Source organism: Streptomyces sp. NPDC002306 (assembly GCF_053593435.1).
In genome coordinates this window covers 274,697-298,680 of sequence record NZ_JBSFCK010000004.1, presented here as the reverse complement: position 1 = coordinate 298,680, position 23,984 = coordinate 274,697, and the positions used below count along the sequence as shown (strand labels likewise).

The window sequence follows — 23,984 nt, the reverse complement described above, 5'->3', positions numbered from 1 at the left end:
TCCGCGCACTCGGGAGGCACGGTCAGCTGTGTCCGGCATCGAAGAACGTGTATCCGGTCCCGACGAGGCCGCGGCGGTGGAGTACTGGCGCCGCCGGCTCGATCCGCTGCCCCAAGAGGCCACCCTGCCGGTCGACTTCCCGTATCCCGCCGGGCCGGCCGGAGAGCGGCGGACCCTGAGCCGCGCGCTGGACCGCACGGCCGACGAGGTGACCCTGCTGGCGGCGTACGTGGCGCTGCTGCACCGCTACGCGGGCACCCACGACATCACCGTCGGGTACGAGGGGCTGCCGATCCGGGTCGCGCTGGACGGCGGTACCGGATTCACGGAGCTGGTGCGCAGGGTCGCCGAGGCCGTCGCGGAGGCACGGGCCCACCGGGTCGGACCGGACGTGCTGGTGGCCCGGTTGCGCCCGGAGCCCACGCGCGGCGGCGGCCTCTTCTTCAACACGTCGCTGCACACCGGTTCCGAGTCCGGCACACAGGCCCCACTGGACCTGACGCTCGAAGTCGAAGCGTACGCAATACAAATGACGTACCGTCAGGATCTTTTCGGGACCGCGACCGTGCGACGCACCGCGGACCACTACGCCACCCTCCTGGCCGACGCCCTCGCCCGGCCGCACGCCCCCGTCGGCGAACTGGAGCTGCTCGGCGCCGAGGAACGCGACCGCATCCTGGACGAGTGGAACGACACCGACCACGCCGTCCCCCCGCGCACCTGGCCCGAGATGTTCGCCGAACAGGTGCGCCTGCGGCCGGAGTCCGTCGCGCTGGTCTTCGAGGACACGCGCCTGACGTACGCCGAACTCGACGAGCGCGCCAACCGTCTGGCCCACGCCCTGATCGCGCGGGGCGCCGGACCCGAACGGGTCGTGGCCCTCGCGGTGCCCCGCTCGGCCGAACTGATCGTCGCCGAGGTCGCCGTGCTGAAGTCGGGCGCCGCCTACCTCCCGGTCGACACCGACTACCCGGCCGACCGCATCTCCTACATGCTGGCCGACGCCGCCCCCGCCTGCCTGATCACCACGGCCGACGTGGCCGCCGACATCCCCCCGTGCGACGGCATGGACCTGCTGGTCCTGGACGAGCCCGGCACCGTGGGGGAGTTGGCGGCCCGCCCCGCCCACGACCCGGGCCCCGCCGACCGCGGCCCGCTGGCGGTCGCGGGCGCCGCCTACGTGATCTACACCTCCGGCTCCACCGGCCGCCCCAAGGGCGTGGTGCTCTCCCACGCCGGTGTCGCGGGACTGGTCGCCACCCAGACCGAGCGGTTCGGGATCGGACCGCACAGCAGGGTGCTCCAGTTCGCCTCGCCGAGCTTCGACGTCGCCTTCTGGGACCTGTGCCTCGGCCTGCTCTCCGGCGGCCGGCTCGTCGTCGTGCCCACCGAACTGCGCGTGCCCGGCGCCCCGCTCGCCGACTACGCCCACGCGCACGGCATCACCTTCATGATCCTCCCGCCGGCCCTGCTCGCCGCGATGCCCGAGGACGTCGAACTGCCCCCCGCCACGCTGCTGGCCGGCACCGAGCGGGTCTCGCCCGAACTGGTCGGCCGCTACGCCCGCGGCCGGATGATGTTCAACGCCTACGGCCCCACCGAGGCCACCACCAACTCCACCCTCGGTCTGTGCGACCCCGACACCCCCGCGGGCACCATCGTGCCCATCGGCGTCCCCGACCCCGGCACCCGCGCCTACGTCCTCGACGCCCGCCTGAAGCCCGTACCGGCGGGCGTGCCCGGCGAGTTGTACCTCGGCGGCGCCGGACTGGCCCGCGGCTACCTCGGGCGCCCCGACCTGACCGCCGAGCGCTTCGTCGCCGACCCGTTCGGCGAACCCGGCGAACGGCTCTACCGCACCGGGGACCTGGTGCGTTGGAAGGCCGACGGACGCCTGGAGTTCCTCGGCCGGGCCGACGCCCAGGTGAAGATCCGCGGATTCCGCATCGAGCCCGGCGAGATCGAGTCCGTCCTGCGCGGCCATCCCGCCGTCGACCAGGCCGCGGTCGTGATCCGCGAGGACCGCCCCGGCGACCGCAGGCTCGCCGCCTACGTCGTCCCCTCGCTGGAGACCGCGGCGGACCGGGACGCCACCGAGCAGGTCCAGGAGTGGAAGGACCTCCACGAACTGCTCTACGCCGCCGCGGGCGCCGAAGGCCGCCCGGAGGACTCCCGCGGCTTCGGGGAGAACTTCGCGGGCTGGAACAGCATGTACGACGGCCTGCCCATCCCCGTGCGGGAGATGCGGGAGTGGCGCGAGGCCACGATCGCCCGCATCGAGGAGCTCGCGCCCCGCCGGGTCCTGGAGATCGGCGTCGGCAGCGGCCTGATCCTCTCCCGCCTCGCACCCGGCTGTGAGACGTACTGGGGCACCGACCTCTCCGAGGAAGCGGTACGCGCGCTCCAGGCCCAGGTGGAGACCGTCGACGGGCTCGCCGACTGGGTCCGGCTCAGCGCCCGGCCCGCCCACGACACCACCGGCCTGCCCCGAGGTCACTTCGACACCGTCGTCCTCAACTCCGTCGCCCAGTACTTCCCCGGCGCCGACTACCTCGCCGAGGTGCTGCGCGCCGCCGGAGAGCTGCTCGCCCCCGGCGGCAGCCTGTTCGTCGGCGACGTGCGCAACGCCCGCCTGCTGCGCTGTCTGCGCACGGCCGTGGAGACCCGCCGGGCCACCGACCCCCAGGACAAGCAGGCCCTGCGCACCGCGGTGGAGCGCTCGGTGGCGTGGGAGGGCGAACTGCTCCTCGACCCCGACTTCTTCGCCACGCTGGACGGTTTCGACGCCGACGTCCGCGTCAAGCGCGGCACCCACCACAACGAACTGACCCGCTACCGCTACGACGTGGTGCTGCGCAAGCGGACCGACCGCGAGGCCCCGGCCCCGGACACCGCCGTACCGCACATCGTCCCCTGGACCGCGCTCGGCGGTCTCGACACCCTCGGCGCGCTGCTCGCCGACGGCCACGCCCCGCTGCGCGTCACGGCCGTGCCCAACGCCCGTCTGGCCGAGGACCTCGCCGCGCTGACGGCCCTCGACGACAGCAGCCGCACCCCGGCACCCGCCGACGCCCCGGACCCGGAGGCGTTCCACGCGCTCGGCGCCCGGCACGGGCACCGGGTGGCCGTCACCTGGAACGGCGCCGCCGACGACGGCGGCCTCGACGTGCTCTACACCCTCGGCGAGCCGCCGCACACCGGACTCTACGAGGCGAACGGAACCGTCCCGACGGCCAACCGCCCGGCCCCCTTCCGTGACGTGACCGCCCTGATGAAGTCCCTGCGCGCCCACGCGGCCGAGCGGCTCCCCGAGTACATGGTCCCCGCGGCCGTCGTGCCCCTCGACCGCCTCCCGGTCACCCCCAGCGGCAAGCTCGACACCGCCGCGCTGCCCGCACCGGACTACGCCGCCCTCAGCTCCGGCCGCCCGCCCCGCGACGCCCGCGAGGAACTGCTGTGCGCGGCCTACGCCGAAGTGCTGGGCCTGCGCTCCGCCACCATCGACGACGACTTCTTCGCGCTCGGCGGCGACAGCATCACCGCCATCCAACTCCTCGTCCGGGCCCGCAGGGCCGGACTGCGCCTCAGCTCCCGGGACGTGTTCCGGCACCGCACGGTCGCCGCGCTCGCCGAGGCCGCCGTCGAGACGACCGGGCCGTCCGCAGCCGAGGACGACACCCCGCTGCTGACGCTGACCGAGGCCGAACGCGCCGAACTCCAGGGCGGACACCCGCTCACCGTCGAGGACCTGACCCCCCTGAGCCCGCTCCAGGAAGGCTTCTACTTCCACTCCGTGGTGGACGGCGCGGACCACGACGCCTACGTCGTCCAGCAGGCACTGGAGCTGTCCGGGCCGGTCGACGCCGAGGTCCTGCGCCGCGCCGCCCAGCGCGTCCTGGACCGGCACGCCCCGCTGCGCTCCTGCTTCCGCCCGCTCTCCGACGGCCGGCCGGTACAGATCGTGGCCGCCGGAGTGGACCTGCCGTGGCGCGAGGTCGACCTGTCCGCCCAGGACACCGAGGTCGGGGCGCAGCTCGCCGACGCCGTGGCCGCCGACGAGCGCGCCCGCCGCTTCGACCTCGCCAGGCCGCCGCTGATGCGCTGCGCGCTCGTGCGTCTCCCCGGGAACCGCAGCCGGCTGCTGCTGACCTTTCATCACATCGTCGCTGACGGCTGGTCGCTGCCCGTGCTGCACCGCGAGCTGATGGCGTGCTACGGCGACACCCCGGCCGCCCTGCCCGAGGTCACGCCGTACCGCTCCTATCTGCGCGGCCTGGCCGCGGCCGACCGGGAGGCCGCCCGCGAGGCCTGGCGCGGCGCCCTGGCCGGACTGGAGGAACCGACCCGGCTGGTCGGGACGCCCGCCGACGGCACACCGATCGAGCCCGCGCAGGTCCGCGTCGAGCTGTCCGAGCGGACCACCGCCCGGCTGTCGGCCCGCGCCCGCGAACTGGGCGTCACCCTCGGCACGGTCGTGCAGAGCGCCTGGGGCCTGCTGCTCGGGCGGCTGACCGCCAGGCAGGACGTGGTGTTCGGCACCACGGTCTCCGGCCGGGACGCCGAGGTCGAGGGCATCGAGTCGATGATCGGCCTCTTCATCAACACCCTGCCCACCAGGTTCCGCTGGGAGCCCGCCGACACGCTCGGCGCGCTGCTCGGCCGGCTCCAGGACCAGCAGGCCCGGCTCTTGGACCACCAGCACCTCGGACTCGCCGAGCTCCAGCGCGTCGCCGGACTCGCGGGCAGCGGCGAACTCTTCGACACCCTCGTCGTCTTCGAGAACTACCCGGCCGCGACCGGCCTCGCCGACGCCTCCGGCACGGTCCGCCTCACCGGCCACGAGTTCCACGACGCCGTCCACTACCCGCTCGCGCTCATCGTGAAGCCCGGCCGCCGGCTGGATCTGCGCCTCAAGCACCACACTCAGCGCCTCGACGCCCCGGCCGTGCACCGGATCGCCGACCGGCTCACCCGCATCCTGAACGCCCTGGCGGCCGACCCCGGACAGACCGCCGCCGAGCTCGAACTGCTGTCGCCGGAGGAACTGGCCGACGCCCACCCGGCCGGCGCGCGGGTCGAGGTGCCGCGGACCACCCTCGCCGCCGCCATCGAGGCGCAGGTCGCCCGCACCCCCGACGCACTCGCGGTCGTCCACGAGGAGGAGACCCTCACCTACCGCGAACTCGACGTGCGAGCCGCCGAGGTGGCACATCGGCTGCGGTCCCGGGGCTGCGGCCCGGGCACGGTCGTCGCGGTCGCCGTCCCGCGCTCGGCCGGCCTCATGGTCGCCCTGCTCGGCGTGCTGAAGTCCGGCGCGGCCTACCTCCCCGTCGACCTGGACTACCCCGCCGACCGGGTCACCCACATGCTCACCGACTCCGGCGCGACGACGGTCGTCACCACCACCGCCACGGCTCCACGCCTGCCGTCGGTGCCGGGCCTCACCGCGCTCCTCGTGGACACCCCGTCCGACGCGGGGCCCGTCGGCCCGTCTGTCCCCGCCGACCCCGACGACCCGGCCTACCTGATCTACACCTCCGGCTCCACCGGCCGCCCCAAGGGTGTCGTCGTCACCCACCGCGCCATCGTCAACCGGCTCGCCTGGATGCAGGGCCAGTACGGGCTGACCGCCGACGACCGGGTGCTCCAGAAGACCCCGGCCGCCTTCGACGTCAGCGTCTGGGAGTTCTTCTGGGCCCTGTGCGAGGGCGCGGGCGTGGTGCTCGCCCGTCCCGACGGACACCGAGACCCCGCCTACCTGGCCGACCTGATCCGCGCGCGGCGGGTCACCACACTGCACTTCGTGCCCTCGATGCTGGAGGCCTTCCTCCAGGCCGAGGAGATCACCGGCGACCCCGCCTGGGCGGCGTCACTCCGCCGTGCCTTCAGCAGCGGCGAGGCGCTGCCCGCCGCGGCCGCGGCCCGCTGGCACGAGCTGACCGGCGTACCCCTGCACAACCTGTACGGCCCCACCGAGGCCGCGGTCGACGTCACCCACCATCCCTACGACGGCGCCCAGAGCACTGCCGGCGCCACCGTTCCCATCGGGCGCCCGGTCTGGAACACCGGCCTGCGCGTCCTCGACGCCTGCCTGCGTCCGGCCCCCGAAGGGGTCCCCGGCGAGCTGTACCTGACAGGGGTCCAGCTGGCCCGCGGCTACCACGCCCGCCCCGGCCTGAGCGCCGAACGGTTCGTCGCCGACCCCTACGGCGCCCCCGGCGCGCGCATGTACCGCACCGGCGACCTGGTGCTCCGCCGCGCCGACGGTGTCATCGAGTACCTGGGCCGCACCGACCGCCAGGTCAAGATCCGCGGCAACCGCGTCGAACTCGGCGAGATCGAGGCCGCCACGACCCGGCAGCCCGCCGTGGCCCAGGCCGCCGTCACCGTCACCGGCGGCGCCCTCGTCGCCTACGTCGTCCCCGCCCGCGGTGCCGCCCCGGAACCCGGCGAAGTCCTGGCCGCGCTGGCCGAGTCGCTGCCCGCGCCCATGGTGCCCGGTGCCTGTGTCGTCCTGGACGCCCTGCCGCTGACCCCCAACGGCAAGCTCGACCGGGCCGCGCTGCCCGCCCCGCGGACGGTACGGGCCGAGGCGCGCGCCCCGCGTGACGCGCGCGAGCGGACCCTCACCGAGATCTTCGCGGCGGTCCTCAGGCTCGACGAGGTCGGCATCGACGACGACTTCTTCATGCTCGGCGGCGACAGCATCACCTCCATCGGCGTCTCCAGCCGCGCCCGCCGGGCCGGCCTGGAACTGAACCCCCGCGACGTCTTCGCGCACCGCACCCCGGCAGCCCTCGCCGCCGCCGCCGTCAGCGCCGCGCCGGCCCGCCCGCTGACCTCGGCCTTCGCCCTCACCGCCGAGGAGACCGAGCGCGTCCACCGGCTCAGCCCCGGGCCCGTCGAGGACATCTGGCCGCTGGCCCCGCTCCAGGAAGGCCTGTTCTTCCACTCCACGTACGACGACAGCGCCCTGGACGTCTACACCGTCCACGAGTCCTTCGACTTCGCCACCCCGCTCGACGCGGACCGGCTGCGCGCGGCCACCCGGGTGCTGCTGGACCGCAACCCCAGCCTGCGCGCCGGGTTCACCAGCGACGGGCTGCGCCAGCCGGTCCAGTTCATCGTCAGCGACCCGCGGATCCCGATCGAAGAGGCCGACCTGTCGGCGCTGCCCGCCGCCGAACAGGACACACGGCTCGCCGAGTTGATGGACGCGGAACGCACCCGGCGCTTCGAGCTGACCCGCCCGCTGCTCTTCCGCATGCTGATCGTCCGGCTCGGCGCCGAGCGCGGCGACCGGCTGGTCGTCGGCCGCCATCTGCTGCTGTGGGACGGCTGGTCCGCCTGGACCTTCCTGGACCAGCTCTTCGCCCTGTACGAGTCCGGCGGCGACGCCGTCGCCCTGCCCGCGCCCGGCTCCTACCGGGACTACCTGACCTGGCTGGAGGCCCAGGACACCGAGGTCGCCACCGGCGCCTGGCGCACCGCCCTCGCGGGTCTGGAGGAGCCCACCCTCCTGGCCGCCGCCGACCAGGGCCTTGAACCGGACATCCCGGAGCGGCTCGACGCGACCCTCCCCGCGGCACTGGGCGAGCGGCTGCGCGACACGGCGCGACGGCACGGCCTGACCCTCAACTCGGTGCTCACCGCCGCCTGGGGCCTGACCCTGGCCGGCGCGACCGGCCGTACCGACGTCGTCTTCGGCACCACCGTCGCGGGCCGGCCGAGCGAGGTGCCCGACATCGAGCACGTCATCGGCATGTTCCTCAACACCGTCCCCGCCCGGATCGCCTACGACCCGGCCGAGCCGGTCCTCGACCTGCTGCGCCGGGTCCAGGACGAACGGCTCGCCGTGATGCCGTACGAGTACCTCGGTCTCGGTGTCCTCCAGGCCGAGACCGGCCACCGGCGGCTCTTCGACACGCTGTTCGTGCTGCGCAACAGCGACACCGAGGAGCGGCTCGCCGAACTCGCCGAACGGCACGGCGCCACCGCCGTCGCCAACGTCGACGCCACGCACTACCCGGTGAACCTCGTCGTCACCCCGGGGCAGCGCATCCAGGTCATGCTGGCCCACCGGCCCGACATCGTCGCCCGCCCGCGCGCCGAAGCCCTTCTCGACCGCTTCACCCTGCTGCTGGAACGCCTCGGCGACGACCTGACCGCCCCGGTGGGCCGTCTCGACCCGCTGCTGCCCGCCGAACGCGCCGAGCTGGCCCGCGAACGGGCCGCGAGCCGGGTCGCCGACCCCGTGGACACCATCGCCGACCTGCTCACCGGCCAGGCCGCGGCCACCCCCGACGCCACCGCGCTCGTCTTCGGCGACACCACCCTCACCTACGCCGAACTCGACACGCGGATCAACCGCGTGGCCAGGCTCCTGCTGGCCCGGGGAGCCGGGCCCGAGCGGATCGTCGCCCTCGGCCTGCCCCGCTCCCTGGACATGGTCGTCGCCCTGTTCGCCGTGCTGCGCACCGGCGCCGCCTATCTGCCGCTCGAACTGGACTACCCGGACGACCGGCTCGCGACGATGCTCGACGACGCCCGCCCGGCCCTGCTGCTCTCCACCCGCGCCGTCTCGGCACGCCTGAGCCGAGCCGCCGGCGCGACGCCCCGCGTCCTCCTCGACGATCCGGCCGTGGCGGCCGAACTCCTCGCGCTCCCCGCCGATCCGCCGCGCCGGACCTTCAGCCTGGAGCACCCGGCGTACGTCATCTACACCTCCGGCTCCACCGGCCGCCCCAAGGGCGTCGTCACGCCGTACCGCGGTCTGACGAACATGCAGCTCAACCACCAGAAGGAGATCTTCGCCCCGGCCATCGCCGCGGCCGGAGGACGGCGGCTGCGCATCGCGCACACCGTGTCCTTCGCCTTCGACATGTCGTGGGAGGAACTGCTCTGGCTGGTGGAGGGCCATGAGGTGCACATCTGCGACGAGGAGCTGCGGCGCGACGCCGAGGCCCTGGTCGCGTACTGCGAGACCCACCGCGTCGACGTCGTCAACGTGACCCCCACCTACGCCCATCTCCTCATGGAGCAGGGACTGTTGGAGGGCCACCGGCCGCCGCTGGTCCTGCTCGGCGGCGAGGCCGTCTCGGAGACGGTGTGGAACCGGCTGCGGGACACCGAGGGCACGTACGGCTACAACCTCTACGGCCCGACCGAGTACACCATCAACACCCTCGGCGGGGGCACCCTCGACAGCGCCACCCCGACCGTCGGCCGGCCGATCCGCGGCACCCGCGCCCACATCCTGGACGCGTGGCTGCGGCCGGTGCCCGAGGGAGTGCCGGGCGAGCTGTACATCGCCGGTGTCGGACTGGCCCGCGGCTACCTCGACCGGCCGGCCCTGACCGCCGAACGGTTCGTCGCCGACCCGTTCGGCGCCCCCGGCGAGCGCATGTACCGCACCGGCGACCTCGTGCGCCGCGGCCCCGACGGCAACCTCGACTTCCTCGGCCGCACCGACGACCAGGTCAAGGTCCGCGGCTACCGCGTCGAACCGGGCGAGATCGAGACCGCGCTCACCCAGCACCCTCGCGTCGCCCAGGCCGCCGTCATCGCCCGCGACGACCCCTCCGCCCCCGGCACCCAGCGCCTGATCGGCTATGTCGTCCCCGCCGAACGCTCCGGCGAGGAAGCGCGGTCGGTGGCCCGCGAGCACGTCGGCGAATGGCAGGACGTCTACTCCGACGAGTACGAGCGGATCAGCACCGCCCTGTTTACCGAGGACTACGCGGGCTGGGACAGCAGTTACGACGGACAGCCCATCCCCTTCGAGGAGATGAGCGAGTGGCGTGAGCGGACCGTCGCCCGCATCCGCGAACTGCGCCCGCGCCGCGTCCTGGAGATCGGCGTCGGCTCCGGCCTGCTGCTGTCGCGCCTCGCCCCGGAGACCGAGGCGTACTGGGCGACCGACTTCGCCGCACCCGTGATCCGCAAGCTAGGCGAGGACCTGCGCCAGGCCCCGGCGCTGGCCGCCAAGGTCGAGCTGCGCTGCCGGCCCGCCCACGACACCGACGGCCTGCCCGAGGACTACTTCGACACCGTCGTCATCAACTCCGTCATCCAGTACTTCCCCGGCATCGACTACCTCACCGAGGTCGTCCAGGGCGCCATGCGGCTGCTGAGGCCCGGCGGCGCGCTGTTCGTCGGCGACGTGCGCAACCTGCGGCTCGCCCGCACCTTCCACACTGCCGTCCAGCTCGCCCGGGCCACGGCGGACGCCGACCCGGAGGCCGTCCGCAAGGCGGCCGGGCGCGGACTGCGGCTGGAGAAGGAACTCCTCGTCGACCCCGACTACTTCACCACCCTCGGCCACGGTGTCGACCTGCGCACCAAGCGCGGCCACCACCACAACGAACTGTCCCGGCACCGCTACGACGCCGTCCTCTACCGCGAGGGCGCCGAGCCCTTCGACCTCACCGACGCCCCGGAGCTGGCCTGGTCCCGCGAAGACCTCCGGGCCCGGCTGCGCGAGGAACGGCCGCCGCTGCTGCGTGTCACCTCGGTGCCCGACGCCCGCACCGCCGGCGAACTGGCCGCCCAGCGCGCGCTGGACGAGGGCCGGCCCGTCGGCGTGGAGGGCGGCACAGCCGACCGGACCGGTCGGCCGGACGTGCCCGGCGGGGGAGCGGACCCGGAGGAGCTGCACGCGCTCGGCGCCTCGCTCGGGTACCGCGTCCACACCACCTGGTCGCGCGAACTCGGCCACTACGAAGCCGTGTTCAGCCGCGCCGACCAGGAGCCCCGGGTGACCGCCGGTCTCTACCGGACCGGCGGCGGCGAACCCCCGTACGCCAACTCCCCGACGGCCGCCCGTGACGCGGACGCGCTGGTCCGCCGGGTACGCGAGGACCTCAAGACCCGGCTGCCCGACTACATGGTCCCGGCCGCCTTCGTCACCCTCGACCGGCTGCCCATGAACGACAACGGCAAGCTGGACGTCCGCGCACTGCCCGACGCCGAACCGGCCGTGGCGCTCGGCACCGGCCGGGGCCCGCGCACCCCCCAGGAAGAGGTGCTCTGCCGACTCTTCGCCGAGGTGCTGGGGCTGCCGGAGGCCGGTGCCGAGGACGGCTTCTTCGACCTGGGCGGACACTCCCTGCTCGCCACCCGGCTGATCAGCCGGGCCCGTACCGAACTGGGCGCCGAACTGGCGATCCGCGACCTCTTCGAGGCTCCCACCCCCGAACTGCTCGCGGCCCGCGCCGACGGCGGACGACCCGCCCGCCCCGCTGTGACCCCCTTCGGCGACCGGCCCGAGCGCATCCCGCTCTCCGCCGCCCAGCGCCGGCTGTGGCTGGTGGAGCGGATCACCGGCGGCGGGGTCGCCTACAACTTCCCGCTGGTCTTCCGGCTGAGCGGCGCACTGGACCCGGTCGCGCTGCGCACGGCCCTGCACGACGTCGTCGCGCGCCACGAGTCGCTGCGCACGGTCTTCGCGGAACAGGACGGTGAGCCCTACCAGCGCATCCTCCCCGTGCACGAGGCGGAGGTCCCGTTCACGGTGACCGACCGGACACGGGCGGAACTGCCCGCGCTGATCGAGGCCGCCCAGCGCCACCCGTTCGACCTGGCGCGTGAACTCCCCCTGCGTGTCGACGTGTTCCGGCTGGCGGCGGACGACTGGGTGGTGGCCCTGGTCCTGCATCACATCGTCACCGACGAGTGGTCCGACCGGCCGTTCCTGGCCGACCTGGACGCGGCGTACGCGGCCCGGATCTCCGGCACCGAGCCGGACCGCGCGCCGCTGCCCGTGCAGTACGCCGACTACACCCTCTGGCAGGCCCAACTCCTCGAACAGGTCGGCGAACAGCAGCTCGCCCACTGGACCGAGACCCTGCGCGGCCTGCCCGAGGAACTGGCGCTGCCCCTGGACCGGCCGCGTCCCGCTGTGCCCACCGGACAGGGCGCCGTCCTGCGCCGGGAGCTACCGGCCGAGGTGGGAGCGGCGCTGCGCGAGCTGTCCGGGGCGACCGGGACCAGCATGTTCATGCTGTTCCAGGCCGCCACGGCCGCGCTGCTGCACCGCCTCGGCGCGGGCGACGACATCCCGCTCGGCGCGCCCATCGCGGGCCGCACGGACAGCGCCCTCGACGAACTGGTCGGCTTCTTCGTCAACACCCTGGTGCTGCGCACCGACCTGTCGGGAGCGGACCTCACGTTCCGCGAGCTCCTGAGCCGGGTCAGGGAGTCCGACCTGGTGGCCTTCGAGCACCAGGACCTGCCCTTCGACGCGGTCGTCGAGGCGGTCAACCCGGCGCGCACGGCGGGCCGCAACCCCCTCTTCCAGGTCATGCTGGGCTACCACTACCGCCCCGACGGCGACCCGGACCTGCTGGGCCTGCCCACCGAGTGGTTCGACATGGACACCGGCCAGGCCAAGTTCGACCTCGACTTCACCTTCGTCGACCAGGGCGTCGGAGGCCGCGTCTCCCTGCTTCTGGAGTACGCCACCGACCTGCTGGACCCGGAGTCCGCCGCGCTCGTGGTCGAGCGGCTCCTGCTGCTGCTGCGGCGGGCCGCCGACGCCCCGGACCTGCCGCTCGCCGCCCTCGACCTGCTCACGGAGGCCGAGCGCGCGGCGGCCACCGGCGCCTGGAACGACACCGCCCACCCGGTGCAGACCCGGACGGTGCCCGAGCTCCTCGCCGCCACGGCCGCCACGCACCCGCGACGCACCGCCCTGGTCACCGCCGCCGGGAGCCTGACCTTCGCCGAACTGTCCGCCCGCGTCGACACCATCGCCGCCCTCCTGCTCGGACACGGCGCGGGCGAGGGCACGGTGGTGGCCCTGGCCCTGCCCCGGCAGGAGATGGTTCCCGCCCTGCTCGGCGTGCTCCGCGCGGGCGCCGCCTATCTGCCCCTCGACCTCGATCTTCCGGCCCAGCGCCTGGAGTTCATGCTCGCCGACGCGACACCGGTCTGCCTGCTCACCACCACCACGGCGGCCGGCCGGCTGCCCGCGTCGGCCGGCCTCGAACCGCTGCTCCTCGACGGACCGCTGCCGGCCCGGGACCGCCTGCCGTCGCGTACGTACCACCCCGAGGCCGCCGCCTACACCATCTACACCTCCGGCTCCACCGGCACCCCCAAGGGAGTGATCGGCACCCACCGCGGCCTGAGCAACCTCTTCGGCTCCCATCTGCGGGATCTGATCGGACCCGCCGTCGCGGACGCCGGGCGACCCGTCCTGCGCGCCGTCCACACCACCTCGTTCAGCTTCGACGGGTCCTGGGACCCGCTGCTGTGGCTGCTCGCCGGACACGAACTGCACATCGCCGACGAGGCCACCATGCTCGACCCGGCCGCGCTGCTCGCCCTCCTGGCCGACCGCGGCATCGACTACGTCGACCTCACCCCCACCTACCTGGGCGAACTCACCCACCACGGATTCCTCGCCCCCGGCGGCCCGGTCCCCGCCGTGATCACGGTGGGCGGCGAAGCCATCCCCGCCGCACTGTGGCAGCGGCTGACCGACCTGCCCGGCACGGCCGCGCACGACCTGTACGGGCCCACCGAGTGCGCCGTCGACGCGTACGGCCGGCACGACGGTGACACCGGACGCCCCGCCTGGGCCGCGCCCGTCGACAACATCCGCGTCCACGTCCTCGACGACCGGCTGCGGCCCACCCCCGTCGGCGTGCCCGGCGAGCTGTACCTCGCGGGCGAGGGACTGGCCCGCGGCTACCTGGGCCGCCCCGCGCTCACCGCCGAACGCTTCGTCGCCGACCCGTTCGGCGCCCCCGGCGAGCGCATGTACCGCACCGGCGACCTCGCCCGGCGCCGCGCCGACGGCACCCTGCACCTCCTCGGCCGCGCCGACGAACAGGTGAAACTGCGCGGCTTCCGCGTCGAACTCGGCGAGATCGAGGCCGCCGTCACCGCGCACCCGTCGGTCGCCACCGCGGCCGTCGTCGTGCGCGAGGACACCCCCGGCACACGCCGGCTCGTCGCGTACGCGGTTTCCGCCGGGTCCGCCACGATCGACCCGGCGTCGCTGCGGGCCCATCTCGCGGCCACGCTGCCCGAGCACATGCTGCCCGCCGCCTTCGTACCGCTCGACGCGCTGCCCCGCACGATCAACGGGAAGCTGGACCGCGCCGCGCTGCCCGCACCGGACCGGGCGGCCACCCCCGGCGGCCGCCCGCCGCGCACCCTCCACGAGGAGGTGCTGTGCGAGCAGTTCGCCGCCGTCCTGGGCGTCGACCGCGTCGGTGTCGACGACGACTTCTTCGCCCTCGGCGGCCACTCGCTGCTCGCGATGCGCCTGGTCAGCCGTATCCGTACCGCCCTGGACGCCGAGGTGACCCTGCGCGCGGTCTTCGACGCGCCGACCGTGGCCCGGCTCGCGGCCCGCCTGGGCGAGGCCCGCACGGCCGCCCGCCCCGCACTCACCGCCGACCGGACCCGGCCCGCCCGGCTGCCCCTGTCCTCCGCCCAGCGCCGGCTGTGGTTGCTCCACCAGGTCGAGGGACCCACCCCCGTCTACAACATTCCCGCCGCCTGGCGGCTCACCGGCACGCTCGACCGCGCCGCGCTGGAGGCCGCGGTGGGCGACCTGCTCACCCGGCACGCCACCCTGCGCACGGTCTTCCCCGCGGACGCCGACGGCCTGCCGTACCAGCACGTCCTGGCACCGGAGCAGGCCCGGGTCACGATCGCCACCGAACCCGCCGAGCGGCTGGCCGAGGCCGCCGCGCACGGCTTCGACCTGGCGAGCGAGATCCCCCTGCGGGTCACCCTGTTCGAGACCGGCCGCCCCGACGAACACATCCTGCTGCTCCTGCTCCACCACATCGCCACCGACGAGTGGTCCGACCGGCCGCTCCTCGCCGACCTGGGCACCGCCTACGCGGCCCGCGCGGCCGGCCGCGCCCCCGACTGGCGACCGCTGCCCGCGACCTACGCCGACTACACCCTGTGGCAGGACGAACTGCTGGCGGGGCGCGCCGACGAACTGCTCGCCCACTGGACCGAACGACTGCGCGGCCTCCCCGAGGAACTCACGCTGCCCACCGACCGGCCGCGTCCGCGCGAGTCCGGCCACGCGGGCGGCACCGTCGGCTTCACCGTCACCCCGGACCTGGAGAGAGCGCTGCGCGACCTGGCCCGCGACGAGGGCGCCAGCATGTTCATGGTGGCCCAGGCCGCCGTGGCCGCGCTGCTGCACCGGCTCGGCGCGGGCGACGACATCCCCCTCGGGGCGCCGGTCTCCGGACGCGGTGACGAGGGACTGGAGGACCTGGTCGGCTTCTTCGTCAACTCGCTGGTCCTGCGCACCGACCTGTCCGGCACCCCCGGCTTCACCGAACTCCTGCGCCGGGTCCGCGAGAGCGACCTCGCGGCCTACGACCACCAGGACCTGCCCTTCGAGCGGCTGGTCGAGGCCCTCAACCCGGAGCGCTCCCTCGCCCGCCACCCGCTGTTCCAGGTGATGGTCGTCCACCTCGGCGACCCCGGCGCCACCCCCGACCTCCCGGGCCTGACGGCACGGCGCGAGCCGCTCGGACAGCGCGGCGCCAAGTTCGACCTGAGCTTCGACTTCATCGAGCAGGGCGAAGGGCAGGGCATCCAGGGCTGGATCGAGTACAGCGCCGACCTCTTCGACCACGGCACGGCACAGCTGCTCGCCCGCCGGCTGGTGCGGCTGCTGGAACAGGTGGCGGGCGATCCGGCCCGCCCGGTGCGCGATCTCGACGTACTGGACGAGCCCGAGCGGCAGCTGGTCGTCGAGCGGTGGAACGACACCGCCCACGACGTGGTGCCGACCACGCTGCCGGAGCTGTTCCGGGCGCAGGTGGCGCGCACCCCCGACGCACCCGCCCTGGTCTTCGGCGAACAGTGGCTGACCTACGCGGAGTTGGACGAGCGGGTCGAGCACACGGCCCGGGTGCTGGCGGGCCTGGGCGCGGGCCCGGAGCGCACGGTGGCCGTCGCGCTGCCCCGCTCGACGGACCTCGTCGTCGCCCTGCTCGCGGTGCAGCGCGCCGGCGCCGCCTATCTGCCGCTGGACGCCGACTATCCGCCGGAACGCCTCGCGTCCATGCTGGCGGACGCCCAGCCGGTGTGTGTCGTCGAGGACGCGCTGCCGTCAGGCCCGGAGGACGAACCGCCCACCTCCTACGACCCGTCGAGCCCCGCCTACGTCATCTACACGTCGGGTTCGACCGGACGTCCCAAGGGTGTGGTGGTGCCGCACGAGGGCATCGTCAACCGGCTGCTGTGGATGCAGGACACGTACGGACTGGGCGCCGGGGAACGAGTGTTGCAGAAGACGCCGTCCAGCTTCGACGTGTCGGTGTGGGAGTTCTTCTGGCCGCTGATCACCGGGGCGACCCTGGTGATCGCCCGCCCCGAGGGGCACCGGGATCCGGCCTATCTGGCCGCGCTGATCCGGGAACAGGGCATCACCACGGCACACTTCGTCCCGTCGATGCTGCGCGCCTTCCTGGACGAGCCCTCGGCCGCGCGCTGCACCGAGCTGCGCCGCGTGCTGTGCAGCGGCGAGGCCCTGCCCGCCGACCTCGCGAGCCGCTTCCACGCGCTGCTGCCGGCCGAACTGCACAACCTGTACGGGCCGACGGAGGCGTCCGTCGACGTCACGGCGATCCGGGTGACGCCCGGCGTGGACACCGTCCCGATCGGCCGCCCGGTGTGGAACACCCGGCTGTACGTCCTGGACGGCGCGCTGCGGCCGGTTCCCCCGGGGGTGGCGGGAGAGCTCTACCTCGCGGGCGTCCAGCTCGCCCGGGGATACCTCGACCGGCCCGGGTTGTCGGCCGAGAGGTTCGTGGCGGACCCGTACGGCGCTCCCGGCTCACGGATGTACCGCACCGGCGACCTCGCCCGGTGGACCGGCGCCGGTGTGGTCGAGTATCTCGGCCGGACCGACGACCAGGTCAAGATCCGCGGCTTCCGCGTCGAACCCGGCGAGATCGAAACCGTCCTCGCCCGGCACGGGACGGTGGCCCACGTCTGCGTCGTCGCCCGCGCACAGCGGCTCGTCGCGTACGTCGTCCCCGCCCCCGGCGCGATGCCCGAGGCCGCCGCGCTGCGCGCCCACGCGGCGGCCGCACTGCCCGGACACATGGTCCCGGCCGCCTTCGTCACGCTCGACGCGCTGCCGCTCACCCCGAACGGCAAGCTCGACCGCAAGGCCCTGCCCGCCCCCGACTTCGCCGCCGAGACCACCGGCACCCTGCCCCGCACCGCGCGCGAGGAGGTGCTGTGCGGCCTGATCGCGGCCGTCCTGGGCCTGGAACGGGTCGGCGTCGAGGACGACTTCTTCACCCTCGGCGGCGACAGCATCGTCGCGATGCAACTCGTCGCCCGCACGCGGGCGGCCGGACTGGCGGTCAGCCCCCGCGACGTCTTCCGGCACAAGACGGCGGCCGGACTGGCGGCCGTCGCCGGTGACCTGGACGCACGCGCCGACACCTCGCCCGGCGCCGACCTGTTCGGCGCGCCGACCGACGAGGAGCGCGCCGAGCTCGCCGGCCTCGGCGCCGTCGACGTCCTGCCGCTGTCGCCGCTCCAGGCGGGACTGCTGTTCCACGCCTCGTTCGACTCCGGCGCCGACGGCCCGGACGTCTACACCGTGCAGGTGTCCTACGACCTCGACGGCCCGCTCGACAGCGGGCGGCTGCGCCGGGCCGGTCAGGCGCTGCTCGACCGGCACGGCAACCTCCGGGCCGCCTTCCGCTATCTCGCCTCGGGCCGGCCGGTCGCCGTGGTGCCGCGTACGGCCGTGCTGCCCTGGCGGCACGTCGACCTCTCGGACCTGGACGACACGGCCCGGGAAGAGCGGTGGACCCGCTGTCTGACCCAGGAACGGCGCCGGTTCGATCCGGCCGAGCCGCCGCTGCTGCGTCTGATGCTGGTCAAGGTCGGACCGGAACGGCACCGGCTGGTCCTCTCCCACCAGCACCTGCTGCTGGACGGCTGGTCGGTGCCGCGGCTGACCCGGGAGCTGTCCGAGCTGTACGCGGGCAGGGAACTCCCCGCCCCGGCGCCGTACCGCGACTACCTGGCCTGGCTCGGCCGCCAGGACGCCGAGGCCTCCGCCGCCGCCTGGGCGGGCGCGCTGGACGGCCTGGCGGAGCCCACGCACCTCGTGCCCGCCGACCCGGGCCGGACTCCGGCGGTGCCCGCGACCCGCACCACGCTGCTGACCCCGCTCCTCACCGAGGCGCTGACGGCCCTCGCGCGTGCGCGCGGCCTGACCGTCAACACCCTGGTCCAGGGCGCCTGGAGCATCGTGCTCGCCCGGCTCACCGGCCGCACCGACGTCGTCTTCGGCGCGACCGTCTCCGGACGGCCGCCGGAGCTGGACGGGGTCGAGTCGATGATCGGCCTGTTCATCAACACCGTGCCCGTACGCGTCCGGGTCGACGACCGGGAACCGCTGTCGGCGTTCCTCGACCGCCTCCAGGACGAGCAGTCCCAGCTGATCGCGCACCAGCATGTCGGACTGTCCGACATCCAACGGCAGGCCGGCCTGGGCGAGTTGTTCGACACGCTGATCGTGTTCGAGTCCTACCCCGACGCGGGCGGACCCGGCCTCGGAGCCGACGACGGGCTGCGCACCGAGGTGCGCGACCACCAGGACTCGACGCACTACCCGTTCACCTGGGCCGTCGAGCCCGCCGAGCGGCTGACGCTCACCGCCGAGTACCGCGAGGACCTGTTCGACCAGGACATGGTCGAGCGGATCTCCGCCGCGATGGTCCGGCTCTTCGAGGCGATGACCGCCGACGCCGGACAGCCGCTCGGCCGGGTCGACCTGCTCACCGCCGAGGACCGGCACACCGTCCTGGAGACCTGGAACGACACCGCCCTGCCCGCCGCCCCCGGCGCGCCGACGACCGTTCCGGCGCTCTTCGAGGCCCAGGTCGCCGAGGCCCCGGACGCGGTCGCCGTGGTCGCGGGACCCGTCGTCTGGACCTTCGCCGAGCTGAACGAGCGCGCCAACCGGCTCGCCGGGCTGCTCGTCGGGCATGGCGCGGGGCCCGAGACCGTCGTCGCCCTGTCGCTGCCGCGCACGGCGGACTTCATGCCGGCGATCCTCGCCGTGCTGAAGGCGGGTGCGGCCTATCTGCCCATCGACGCCGACCTGCCCGCCGAGCGCGTCCTCGCCATGCTCGACGACGCCCGGCCCCGGCTCGTCGTCACCACCGGGGCGCTCGCCGCGGACCTGCCCGACAGCGACGTACCGCGCCTGCTCCTGGACACCGACGAGACGGCCGTACGGCTGGCCGCCCAGCCCGCCGGGAACCCGGCCGCCGGACCCGACCCGTCCCACCCCGCGTACGTCATCTACACCTCCGGCTCCACCGGCCGCCCCAAGGGCGTGGTGGTCTGCCACCGCAGCGTGGTCAACCTCTTCCACAGCCACCGGCGCACGCTGCACGACCTCGCCAAGGAGACCACCGGAAGGCGCCGGCTGCGGGTCGGGCACGCCTGGTCCTTCTCCTTCGACGCCTCCTGGCAGCCACAGTTGTGGCTGCTCGACGGGCACGCCCTGCACATCCTGGACGACGAGACCCGGCGCGACCCGGAACTGACCGCCGAGGCGATCCGGCGCCAGGGGCTGGACTTCATCGAGGTCACGCCGTCCTTCCTGGCCCAGATGGCCGACACCGGCCTGATCAAGGACGGCAGCTGCCCGCTGGCGGTGGTCGGCGTCGGCGGCGAGGCCGTACCGGACGCCCTGTGGAGCGAACTGGCCGCGCTGGAGTCCACCGCCGCGTTCAACCTCTACGGCCCCACCGAGGCCACCGTCGACGCCCTGGCCGCCCGCGTCGGGGAGAGCGACCGCCCGCTGGTCGGCCGCCCGGTCGGCAACACCCGCGCCTACGTCCTGGACGCGGCCCTGCGGCCCGTACCGCCGGGCGTGACGGGCGAGTTGTACCTCGCGGGCGAGGGGCTGGCCCGCGGCTACCTCGGCCGGCCCGACCTCACCGCCGAGCGGTTCGTCGCCGACCCCTACGGCGCTCCCGGCACCCGCATGTACCGCACCGGCGACCTGGCCCGCTGGAGCGCGGACGGGCGGCTCGACTACCTCGGGCGCGCCGACGACCAGGTCAAGATCCGCGGCTTCCGGATCGAACTCGCCGAGATCGAGGCGGCGTTGGACCGGCACGAAGGGGTCGGCCAGGTCGTGGTGGTGGCGCGTGAGGACCGGCCCCGGCTCAAGCAGCTGGCCGCCTACGTCGTGCCCGCCGACCGGGCTCCGGCCCCGGACCCCGCCGAACTGCGCGCCTTCGTGGCCGCCGCGCTGCCGGACTACATGGTCCCGGCCGCCGTACTGGTCCTGGCGGAGCTGCCGCTGCTGCCCAACGGAAAGCTCGACCGCAAGGCGCTGCCGGTACCGGAGTTCACCCTCGCGGTGGGCGGCCGCGAGCCCGTCGGCGACCTGGAACGGGCGCTGTGCGCGCACTTCGCCGACGTGCTCGGCCTGCCCGAGATCGGCGCCGACGACGACTTCTTCACGCTCGGCGGCGACAGCATCGTCGCCATGCAGCTGGTCAGCCGGGCACGTGCCGCCGGACTGCGGGTCACCCCGCGCCAGGTCTTCCAGCACCGCACGGTCGCCGCCCTGGCCGCCGTCGCCGTCCAGCTGGACCCGGCCACGGGCGGCCCGACGCACGACGACGGCTCGGGGACCGTGCCGCTGACGCCGATCATGCACGCGCTGCGGGAGCTGGGCGGCCCGATCGCGGCCTACCACCAGGTCGCCTTCGTCCAGACGCCCGCGGCTCTCGACCCGGCCGGACTGCACGCCGTGCTCCAGGCGGTCACGGACCGGCACGATCTGCTGCGGGCGCGTCTGGCCCGGACCGGCCCCGCCGAGGGATGGTCGCTCCAGGTGCCCCCGCCGGGCCAGGTGGACGCGGCGTCCTGGCTGGTGCGGGTGGATGTGGCGGGCGCCGACGAGCCCGCGTTGCGGGCGGCGGTCGCCGAGCACGCCCGCGCCGCGCAGGACCGGCTCGACCCCGACGCCGGTCGGATGGTGCAGGGCGTCTGGTTCGACGCCGGCCGGGACGCGCCGGGGCGGCTGCTCCTGCTGGTCCACCACCTGGTCGTCGACGGTGTCTCCTGGCGCGTCCTGCTGCCCGACCTCGCCGCCGCCTGGCAGGACGTCGCCGCCGGCCGGCCCCCGGCCCTGGCCCCGGTCGACCTCTCGTTCCGCCGCTGGTCGCGCCTGCTCGCCGAGCGGGCCCAGGAACCGGCCCGCGAGGACGAACTGCCGCTGTGGACGGCGATCCTGGCCGACGCGCCCCCGCTCCCGGTGACCCGGCCGCTCGACCCGCGGCTCGACGTCACCGCCACCTCGCGCAGCCTGTCCCTGACCCTGCCCGCGGACCACACGGCGCCGCTGCTCAGCCGGGTGCCGAGCGCGTTCGGCGCGACCGTCAACGACGTGCTGCTGACCGCGCTGGCGCTGGCCGTCGCCGACTGGCGCGGACGGCGCACGGAGGGCGGCGAGGGCGGCGCGGTACTCGTGGACCTGGAGGGCCACGGCCGCGAGGAGGAACTCGCGGGCAACGCCGACCTGTCCCGCACGGTCGGCTGGTTCACCAGCGTCGTGCCGGTCCGGCTCGACCCCGGCGCCGTCGACCTGGCCGACGCCTTCGCGGGCGGACCCGCGCTCGACGAGGCGCTGGCACGCGTGCGGGAACACCTGGCCGCCCTCCCGACCGCGGGCGTCGGCCACGGTCTGCTGCGCCACCTCAACCCGGTCACCGGGCCCCGCCTCGCCCGGCTGGACAGCCCCCAGATCGAGTTCAACTACATGGGCCGCTTCGGGGTCCCCGAGGCCACCGACTGGTCGTACGCCCCCGAGGACGACGCCGCGGACCTGGACGGCGATCCGGACATGCCCCTGTCCCACGCCCTGACCGTGAACTCCCTCACCGAGGACCTCCCCGGAGGTCCCCGCCTCACCGCCCACTGGACCTTCGCCCCCGGAGTGCTTCCCGAGGAGTCGGTCCAGGACCTCGCGCAGACCTGGTTCCGCGCACTGCGGGCCCTCGTCGACCGGGCCGGGTCCACCCCGCGTCCGCACTGAGCCCGACCGATCCCGTCCACCCATCCAGAAAACGGAGCGGAACACCTGATGACGAACCCCTTCGAGAACCCCGACAGCCTCTACACCGTGCTCGTCAACGACGAGGGCCAGCACAGCCTGTGGCCCGACTTCGTCGACGTGCCGGCCGGCTGGGCCGTCGTGCACGGCCCCGCCGCGCGGCAGGACTGCCTGGAGCACATCGAGACCAACTGGACCGACATGCGCCCCAAGAGCCTGGTCGAGCGCATGGAACGGACGGGCTGACCCGCGCGATGCTGTGCACGAGACTGACCAACGCGCGCTTCGTCACCATGGACCCGGACCGTCCCGTCGCCCACGACCTCGGCATCTGGCAGGGCCGGATCGTGGGCCTGGACGAGGAGGCGACGTCCCTGCCCGCCCGCAGGGTGGTGGACCTGGAGGGCGCCACGGTGCTGCCCGGGTTCGTCGACGCGCACGTGCACCTGGCCTGGACCGGGTTCAAGGCGGCGAGGCCGAGCATCGCCGCGTGCGCCACCGTCGAGGAGGTGCTCGCGGTGGTGGCCGGGGCGGCGGCACGGACGCCCGACGGCGGCTGGGTGGACCTCGCGGGGTACGACCAGCGGGCGCTGGGCCGCCATCTGACCGCCGCCGAGCTGGACAAGGTGAGCGACGGGCGCAAGGTGTTCCTGATGCACGACTCCGGACACGGCTGCATGGTCAACACCGCCGTCCTGGAACTGCTGCCCGCCGGCATCGAGCACCGGAGCGGCTTCCTCGCCGAGGGCGCCATGGGCGTGGCGCGGGCGCTGCGGCTGCCGCACTCCCAGCAGGACCTGGCGCACGCGATCGGGCGGGCCGCCCGGGCCTGTCTCGCGGAGGGGGTGACGGCCTGCGCCGAGGCCGGCATCGGCGGTGCGCTGTTCGGCCACAGCCCGGTCGAGCTGGGCGCCTACCAACTAGCCCGGGAGCAAGGACAGTTGCCGCTACGGGTGCAGCTGATGGTGGCCGCCGACCGGCTGCGTCCGGTCGGCGCGCACCGGGCCGACGGCATTCCCCGCGCCCTCGCTCTCGGGCTGCGCACCGGGATCGGCGACGCGTGGCTGTCCGTGGGCGCGCTGAAGGTCTACACCGACGGCGGCATGATGGCCCGTACCGCCGCACTGAGCGGTCCCTACGAGGGGCTCGACCACGCCGGCCGGCTACAGGACGACCCCGAGGCGCTCACGGAGACGATCGTCGACGGCCATCTCGCCGGATGGCAGCTCGCCGTGCACGCCATCGGCGACCGCGCGGTCGATGTCGCCCTGGACGCGCTGGAGCGGGCCCAGCGCCTCCGGCCCCGTCCGGACGCACGGCATCGCGTCGAGCACGCGGGTCTCGTACGGCCCGACCAGCTGGACCGCTTCGCCCGGCTCGGGGTGCTCGCCGTGGTCCAGCCGAGCTTCCTGCGGTACTTCGGCGACGACTACGCCGCGATCATGGGTGCGGAGCGGGCGCCGTGGCTGTACCGGGGGAGGGGGTTCCTGGAGCACGGCATCACCCTGGTGGGCAGTTCCGACCGGCCGGTCACGGACGGATCCCCGCTACGGGCCGTCCAGTTCATGGTCGAGCGTACCTCCGCGTCGGGCCAGGTGATCGGGCCGGACGAGGGCATCACGGTCGACGCGGCCCTGCGCGCGTACACCGTGGCAGGAGCCTTCGCCTGTCACTGGGAGGACAACGTCGGCAGCCTCACGCCGGGCAAGCGCGCCGATCTGGTCGTCCTGGGAGACGACCCGAGGAGCGTCGAGACGTCGCGCATCGGTGACATCGAGGTGGTCGCGACGTACGTCGACGGCCGCAGGACCGACGACGAGGAGCCGGCGTTCGGGGCGGGCGTTCCGGCGAGGTGACGGGCGGGCCGGCCGTGGCGGGTGACCGTGAC

At 74.4% G+C, this 23,984-nt stretch carries 3 protein-coding genes; all 3 read left to right on the top strand.

Annotation, left to right across the window (positions count from 1 at the left end):
- Positions 1–28: 28 nt before the first annotated feature.
- From ACWCQK_RS11420 to ACWCQK_RS11410, 3 genes are read left to right on the top strand one after another with little or no spacing between them, the layout of a single operon-like run.
- On the top strand, positions 29–22,078 hold the full coding sequence (locus tag ACWCQK_RS11420; RefSeq protein ID WP_451154395.1) for a non-ribosomal peptide synthase/polyketide synthase: 22,050 nt from the start codon (positions 29–31) through the stop codon (positions 22,076–22,078).
- 48 nt (positions 22,079–22,126) lie between these two features.
- Positions 22,127–22,342 carry an MbtH family protein gene (locus ACWCQK_RS11415; RefSeq protein WP_451154393.1) on the top strand — a complete coding sequence of 72 codons (216 nt, stop codon included), beginning with the start codon at positions 22,127–22,129 and terminating at the stop codon, positions 22,340–22,342.
- An 8-nt stretch (positions 22,343–22,350) separates the two neighbouring features.
- Entirely contained in the window at positions 22,351–23,952 is a 1,602-nt protein-coding gene (locus tag ACWCQK_RS11410) for an amidohydrolase (protein ID WP_451154391.1), read from the top strand.
- Positions 23,953–23,984: the final 32 nt, after the last annotated feature.

What these genes read in the sequence shown, in the direction of transcription:
- ACWCQK_RS11415 (WP_451154393.1), top strand. Translation starts at nt 22,127, where the DNA reads ATGACGAACCCCTTCGAGAACCCCGACAGCCTCTACACCGTGCTCGTC.
- ACWCQK_RS11410 (WP_451154391.1), top strand. Translation starts at nt 22,351, where the DNA reads ATGCTGTGCACGAGACTGACCAACGCGCGCTTCGTCACCATGGACCCG.